The 7,590-nt window shown below is 54.2% G+C and carries 5 protein-coding genes; 2 read left to right on the forward strand and 3 right to left on the reverse strand.

Annotated elements, in window-relative coordinates; translation table 11 throughout:
- Nucleotides 1-5: 5 nt before the first annotated feature.
- The gene (gene addA / locus LOC54_RS05135; protein WP_279312765.1) at nt 6-3,527 is read left to right on the forward strand and encodes a double-strand break repair helicase AddA; all 3,522 of its coding nucleotides are present in this window, start codon (nt 6-8) and stop codon (nt 3,525-3,527) included.
- Here the strand turns inward: addA and LOC54_RS05140 are convergent.
- The 3 genes from LOC54_RS05140 to LOC54_RS05150 all read right to left on the reverse strand — a co-directional run bounded on the left by LOC54_RS05140 (nt 3,512) and on the right by LOC54_RS05150 (nt 5,521).
- Nucleotides 3,512-4,333, reverse strand: coding sequence for a creatininase family protein (locus LOC54_RS05140; RefSeq protein WP_279312766.1), 822 nt, complete (start codon nt 4,331-4,333; stop codon nt 3,512-3,514). The genes addA and LOC54_RS05140 overlap by 16 nt on opposite strands.
- Nucleotides 4,333-5,037, reverse strand: a complete 705-nt coding sequence (locus LOC54_RS05145; RefSeq protein ID WP_279312767.1) for a pirin-like bicupin family protein — start codon at nt 5,035-5,037, stop codon at nt 4,333-4,335. Before LOC54_RS05145 ends, LOC54_RS05140 begins: the two co-directional genes overlap by 1 nt.
- Nucleotides 5,038-5,110: 73 nt before the next feature.
- The gene (locus LOC54_RS05150; protein WP_279312768.1) at nt 5,111-5,521 is read right to left on the reverse strand and encodes a YidB family protein; all 411 of its coding nucleotides are present in this window, start codon (nt 5,519-5,521) and stop codon (nt 5,111-5,113) included.
- 378 nt (nt 5,522-5,899) lie between these two features.
- Here LOC54_RS05150 and LOC54_RS05155 point away from each other — a divergent pair, with 378 nt between their 5' ends.
- Nucleotides 5,900-7,474, forward strand: a complete 1,575-nt coding sequence (locus tag LOC54_RS05155; RefSeq protein WP_279312769.1) for a 2-isopropylmalate synthase — start codon at nt 5,900-5,902, stop codon at nt 7,472-7,474.
- Nucleotides 7,475-7,590 lie beyond the last annotated feature (116 nt).

Below are 7,590 nucleotides of genomic sequence, written 5' to 3' on the forward strand. Positions count from 1 at the left end.
AGAGAATGAACTCTGCTGATCATACAAATGACTTTGCGAACAAAATTCAGGTATTTGCGTCTGATCCCGTTGCTTCGGTTTTTGTGTCGGCCTCTGCGGGCAGCGGGAAGACCAAACTTCTGATAGATCGTCTCCTGCGTCTCATGCTGCCACGATTTACTTCTGACGGGGCAATAATCGAAGGCGTATCGCCTGAACGCATACTCTGTCTTACATTTACGAAAGCTGCGGCATCGGAAATGTCCCTGAGGCTTCAGAGGACTCTCGGATCGTGGGTGACGCTTTCAGATACTTCTCTGGATAAAGAGCTTTCAAAGCTGTCTGTGCCGGTTAATCCGGAGACACGAAATATATCGCGCGCTTTGTTCGCCAGAATTCTGGATCTCCCGGGAGGAATGCGAATTGGAACGATACATGCGTTCTGTCAGTCTCTTCTGCGACGATTTCCACTTGAGGCTTCAATAAATCCTCATTTTAAGCTGATGGAGGAAGCAAATGCGGGTCTGTTTCTTCATGAGGCAGCAGAAAGCAGCCTTCCAGACCTTGCTGAGGATATTCTCTCCGATATCGCGTTTCGAAGAAATATATCGGAATTTCTGAAATTTGTTTCCAAATTCAGATTTCATTTAAAATCTCATGAAATCGTAAAACGGATCATTTCTGATCCTGAGCTTGTAAGGAAAAATCTTTTCCTTTGTCTGGACGTTTCTCCGGATGATGATCCGGTCAGAATGATCTGTTCTGTCCGGGGAGAGGACAGCCTCAGGTCCTGCCTTCTGGAGATTCTGGAGGAAGGAGCTGACGGAGCAAGGAAAGTTGCTCAGTCCATGCTGAACTGGCTTTCTCTTCCGGAGAAAAATCGAGCGGAAAGATATAGCGAATGGGTTACACTGTTTCTGAAAAAAAAAAATGAGCCGAAAAGTAATTCAGGTATAAAAGGGAATATTACAAAAACGAGAGAGGATATTTTTATAAGGCTTCATGAAGAGGCTTTGCGTATCTGTGCGGCTCTGGAGGTGCGTAAGGCTCAGGAACTTGCACGTCTGACTTTTTCGTTCCTGACCGCGGCATCCGGAATTCTTTCTCGTTTTTCCAGAAAAAAAAATCAGAAGGGAGAAATGGAATATGATGATCTGATCAACCTGACGCTCAGGCTCCTTCGCAATCCGGGTGCGGAATGGGTTTTGTATAAGCTGGATGGAGGAATAGATCATCTTCTCCTGGACGAAGTTCAGGATACTTCCCGGGAGCAGTGGAAAATTGCAGGTGCTCTGACCTCGGAGTTTTTCAGTGGTGAGGGAGCGGCAGATCTGGCTTCAGGACCGAGAACAGTTTTTGCTGTCGGAGATTATAAGCAGTCTATTTTCGGGTTTCAGGGTGCTGATCCGGAGGGTTTTCATGAATGGAAGAAAATTTTTAAAAAGAGAGTAGAAGATGCTCAATGGGAGTGGAGAGAGCCGGAGCTTACGGTCTCTTTCCGGTCGACGCAGCCGGTTCTCAGTCTGGTGGATGCGGTTTTTTCTCTTCCGGCGGCTCAGGCGGGTATAGCTGAGGATCATGTTTCCGCCCCGCAACACGTCAGTGCGCGTTCGGGACAGGGCGGAAGCGTGGAAATATGGCCTCTGGCTCCGGCAGGAGAAGAGGAGGCTCCTGATCCCTGGAGTATTCCGGAATCGAATATCACTCGGAGAACAGCGGATCAGAAGCTGGCCGATGCACTTGCTCTCCACATCAGGCATCTTATCCTTCGGGTTCCTGACGAGGGAGAAAAACCATTTACTCCTCAGGATTTTCTTATTCTTGTCAGACGCCGCTCGGCATTTGTATCTTCTCTGGTAAGAGCTCTTAAGAAACAGCAGATTCCGGTTTCCAGTCTGGTCACGACATCCTTGGCTGAACAGATTGCTGTCAGGGATCTGATGACACTTTGCGATGCTCTGCTCCTTCCCCAGGATGACCTTACTCTTGCCTGTGTTCTGACATCTCCTCTCGGGGGGGTGTCAGATGAGAGCCTTATGCATCTGGCCATGGACCGTAATGGCCGGCCTTTATGGAGTGTATTGAGAGAGAGACATGCGGAGCGGACAGAGTGGCGTTCTGCCTGGCGGATGCTGAGCGGTCTGTTTGCGCGTGTTGATTACGCTTCTCCGCATCTTATTCTTTGTGCTGCATTAGGTGAGTTTGGCGGACGTGCACGTCTTCTGGCTCGTCTCGGCCCTGAAGCGGCCGAGCCTGTTGATGAGCTGCTTTCGGCCGCGCTGCTCTATGAGGAGGCGAATATTCCCTCTCTTCAGGGATTTGCTTTCTGGCTCAGAAATTCAGACGCAGTAGTAAAACGTGTAGCCGAAACCGCAGGAAATGCAGTGCGGATTATGACGGCTCATTCCTCGAAAGGGCTTCAGTCGAGATTTGTCATTCTTCCTGATACCGTTGGAATTCCGGGAGATAACAGTCAGAATGAAGATGATATGATTTTCTGGACCAGAGAGAAAGTATCCGGTCTTACCCTGCCTCTGATCTGTCTTCGCAAGGATATGGCTGTTTCTGTTGTCAGAAAACTTCAGGAAAAGAAGAAAAAATCAGATATGGAGGAGTATAATCGTCTGCTTTATGTGGCTCTGACGCGAGCGGCTGATCATCTTCTGATTTGCGGATGGGATAGAAAGAAAAAATCTGTTTCTGATGAAAGCTGGTACGCAAAAATCAGAAACGGATTTGAGCTGCTTGAATGCCGCAGAGAGGATTTTTCCGGAGGATGGGAGGGAGAGCGGCTTATATATGAGATATTTCCTGAAAAATCAGGAAAGGATCTAAATAAAGAAGAATCGGGTTCTTCCATGGCGGCTATGCCTGACTGGATCAGACAGGGACATGCTGTTCCTCTTCCGCCTGAACCTGCCATTGCGCGGCCGCTTTCTCCCAGTCGTCCGGATGACCTTCTGATGGGGCCTCTTCCGGTTGTGCGTTCTCCTCTCGATATCGTGCATATATCCCCAACTGCTGCACGTGAAGCTGCTTTCCGGCGCGGTACTCTGGTTCATGCGCTTTTACAATATCTTCCGGAATGTCCTGTCCGGAACCGGACGCACATCGCATATGACTGGCTTCAGAGGCCGGGCCATGCTTTGTCTGAAACGGAGGCGGCAAGGCTGGCAGCGCGTGTGATCGGTGTGATGGATCTGCCTGAACTGGCGGATCTTTTTGGACCGCACAGCAGAGCTGAACAGCGTCTGACCGGTGTGGCTGGTGGACAGGTGATTATCGGCCAGGCGGACAGGATATGTGTTCTGCCCGGAGAGGTGCATATTTGTGATTTCAAGACAAATCGCAGGCCACCGGAGGATGTTTCAAAAACGCCGGTTGCCTATCTGCGGCAGATGGCTGCGTATCGTGCGCTTCTGCGGCAGCTCTGGCCAGGCAGGCAGGTGAAATGCTGTCTGGTCTGGACCGAGAGTGTTACGGTTATGCTGTTGCCGGATTCACTTCTGGATCATTACGGGCCTGAGAAAAACTATCGTTCTTCCTGAATTTTTCTTATTTCCTGTAATGCGACTGATATCTGCATCCTGATACCGGTCTCTCCCAGCGCGGCTGTCGCCCGTCTCGGATCTCCGCCATAGACGCCATCAGCGGGGCCGGGACGAGGTGCCCCGTGGAGTGCTTCGCTGCGGACCATGGACGGATCTGTTGCCAGCATCAGGGATGTGTCACTCAGTTCGGCGTGCAGACCGACATCTTTACCAAAGCCCTTTTCCCGAAGTGCGTCTGCGTAGGCTCCTGCTACGACAGTGTAGTAATTGTGTGCGACACCTGTCCGGGCTCCGGTGCCCTTCCATGATGCATTCAGATCAGCGGAGACTTTGATCAGATATTTCTGATATCCGCCGTGGTCCCCGAGAAAAATAACGATTCGGAATCCCTGAACGCGGAAACTCTCTGCCGCGGAGCGCAGCATATCCACGAAGACGTCCGGTGGAATCGTAATGGTTCCGGGGAAGCGCATATGGGATGTGCGGGGAGATGTTCCGCCCTCAGGCACATAGGCGATAACGGGTGCGACAAGAGCATTTCCAAGCTGCCGGGCAATCTGATCCGCAAGAAATGCTGCCCGGATGTTGTGTTTTCCGACGGCAATATACGGACCGCTCTGCTCCGTGCCGCCTATCGGTATGATGATTGTCGTCTGTCCGTTCCCGATGGCTGTACGGATTTCAGTCCATGTCAGCCGGCCGAACTCCACCTCCCCTGCCCTCGTCTGAGCCGCCCCTGTGTTCACTGACGTCAGATGAACGGCTGTTATGAAAAAACATGCGAGCAGACGATGAAATCTCATCAGATTGCTTCACTTTCGACCAGCACAAGATCTGTATCTTCTTCAGCGACGATATGAAGCTTGGTTTCGTCAGTTATGGCGACACCGTCCCGGGCTGAGGCAGAAACTCCGTTGATCGTAATCTTTCCTGTTGCAGGCACGAGATAGAGATATTTTTCAGCATCGGTTGTCCAGACGACATCCTCTCCTTTTTTCAGAGATACTCCGGCCACGCGTGCATGTGCACCGATTTTCAGTGCCTCGGTATCTTCCGGTCTGCCAGATGCGAAGATCACGAAATGGCCTGAGCGGTCTTTCTTCGGGAAACGGCGTGTACCCCAGGACGGTCTGTGACCACGTTCGGAAGGAAGTATCCATATCTGGAACAGTGTTGTCGTGACATCTTCATGGTTGAATTCGCTGTGAACCACACCGGCTCCGACTGACATGACCTGCACGTCTCCGGCTTCCGTCCGTCCTTTATTACCAAGGCTGTCCTCATGCGTGATGGCCCCGCTGCGGACATAGGTTATGATTTCCATATCCTGATGAGGGTGTGGGGGAAATCCGCCTCCGGCTGCGATTGTATCGTCATTCCACACACGGAGCGCCCCCCAGTGCACCCGCTCCGGATTCTGATATCCCGAAAACGAGAAATGGAAGCGGGCTCTGAGCCAGCCGTGATCTGCTGTTCCGAGGGAAGCGAAAGGTCTGACTTCAAGCATGGGAGGCTCCTCAGTGTGGTCGGCGGATTGAGTGCAGGGCTGCTGCTTAAGGCAGGTCCTGCGGGTCAGGGAATCAGGAGGCTGCGGTATCCTGGCCTTTGATCTCGTTCATGACCTCTTCGATCGCCTGATCTCCTGTCTCCCCCCTGGTGGCCATTTTCGCAATGACGAGCGGCAGGAGCTTTGCGATGACGGGCAGGAGCGGGGCCAGAGGAAGACCTGTGCAGCTGGCGAGAAATTTTGCCTGATCGCTGGTCAGGACGCGCTGGACTTCTTCCGTCGTGAGCGGCTGCCGTGGTCCGGGTCCGACCCAGGAGCGGGCTTTATCCCCGAGGCCTGCCTTATCGAACTGCTGGATAAGACGTTCGACGCCGGCCTGTCCCATTTCGGAGGCAAGGAGATTCTTCAGGGCATCGGCGGCCTTATCCTCAATCCCGGTCATGCTCAGCGCCTTGTCCTTCAGTTTATTGAGGAATCCGCTCATCTGTTCTGTCTCCTGTCCGGGCTGAATGCGTCCGGCTTCAGTGCCGGAAGCGTGTCGTGGTACCGTATATCCTGCCTGAGGCAATATCGGCATGGCTGCAGGCGGCTTTTGTGTTGCATTTCCGTTCCGGAACTGTATACGCTCCCGGCATGGATTCGTTTCGCCCCTTCACTGTGAGCAGTGCGCTGAAGAGCGCCACGGTGTCGTGCGGCCATCTGCGACTTCTTCCGCTTCGACTTACGCGCCCCTGAGCGATCAGGGCCGGATGCGGGTGCCCGCATGCCGGTGCGCCCAGGGGGAATGAAGTATCGCGTGTTCTGATCCCGTCTGACGGAAGATCAGGGCCTGAAGCAGACAGATTCAGAATCAGGATTCCAAATGAGCTTTGATCATCCTTCCTTCGGCCGTATCGACGAGAGCCGGACCATCATCTTTGACACCACGCTGCGTGACGGGGAGCAGTCTCCCGGGTTCTCCATGAATCTGGAGGAAAAGCTCCGGATGGCGGAGTCCCTGTCGGATCTTGGTGTCGACGTGATCGAGGCCGGATTCCCGGTGGCCTCAAAGGGGGACTTCGAATCGGTTAACGAGATTGCGAAGGTTGTCAGGGATTCGGTGGTCTGCGCTCTGGCGCGGTCCGGCGGGAAAAACGATATTCAGGCGGCGGGCGAGGCGATTGCCCCGGCAGAGCGCGGTCGGATTCACAACTTCATCTCCACCTCTCCGCTGCACATGAAATACAAGCTGCGGATGGAGCCGGAGACGGTTCTGGAAATCATCACTGAGGGCAACCGGAAGGCCCGGCAGTATACGGATGATGTGGAATGGTCCGCCGAGGACGGCTCCCGGACCGAGCCTGATTTTCTGTGCCGCTGTGTTGAGGCGGCAATCCGTGCGGGCGCGACGACGATCAATATCCCCGATACGGTGGGCTATGCCACGCCTGAGGACATGGAGCGTATTTTCTCCATGCTCAGGACACGGGTGCCGGGTGCGGATGAGGTGATTTTTTCGGCTCATAATCACAACGATCTCGGTCTGGCCGTGGCCAACACCCTTGCTTCACTGCGTGGCGGTGCGCGTCAGATCGAATGTACGATCAATGGAATCGGCGAGCGTGCGGGAAATGCGGCGCTGGAAGAGATCGTCATGGCGATCCGCACCCGTCATGACCAGTTTCCCTATAGAAACCGGATCGTGACGGAGAAGCTTCTGCGTCTGTCGCGTATGCTGGCGACGACGACGGGTTTTGACGTGCAGCCCAATAAGGCGATCGTCGGACGTAATGCGTTCGCCCATGAGAGCGGCATTCATCAGGATGGCGTGCTCAAGAATGCGGCGACGTATGAAATCATGATGCCGGAGAGCGTTGGCTGGTCGAAATCCTCTCTGGTGATGGGCAAGCATTCGGGCCGGGCAGCGTTCCGCGATAAGCTGGTGGCTCTGGGCTATGGCACGCTGGGCGATAATCAGCTCAATGAGGCGTTCTCACGCTTCAAGGATCTCGCGGACCGCAAGAAGGTGGTTTACGACGAGGACATCATTGCTCTTGTCGATGATGAGGTGCGCGATCATGCGCGCATCCGGTTCCTGAGTCTTGAGGTGTCTGCCGGATCGAAGCGCCAGGCGGAAGCCACACTTGAGATCGAGGTGGACGGAGAGCTGGTCGAATCGACGGCGAACGGGAACGGGCCGGTAGATGCGGAATTTAACGCGATCCGGTCTGCTTTCCCGCATGAGGCCCGGCTTGCGCTGTATTCCGTCGGTGCTGTGACGGAAGGTACGGATGCCCAGGCCCGGACATCCGTGCGTCTGGAAGAAGATGGTAAGCTGGTGGATGGCCAGGGAGCGGATGCGGATACGGTGGTTTCCGCTGTCCGCGCCTATGTCCATGCGCTCAATAAGCTTCTGGTGAAGAGAACACGGGCCGAGCCTGAGGCGATCGGCGCCTGAGGATCTTTCCCGGCCGGGGCCGCGACAGCAGGCCCCGGAACAGAGGTGGCCCCGGTTTTTTGGACAGGGGGTTAAGCTATAGACCGGCCTGAGAGAGGACGGGTTTATGGGCAAGG

It is taken from the genome of Acetobacter sp. AN02 (assembly GCF_029759835.1).
Classification (GTDB): domain Bacteria; phylum Pseudomonadota; class Alphaproteobacteria; order Acetobacterales; family Acetobacteraceae; genus Acetobacter.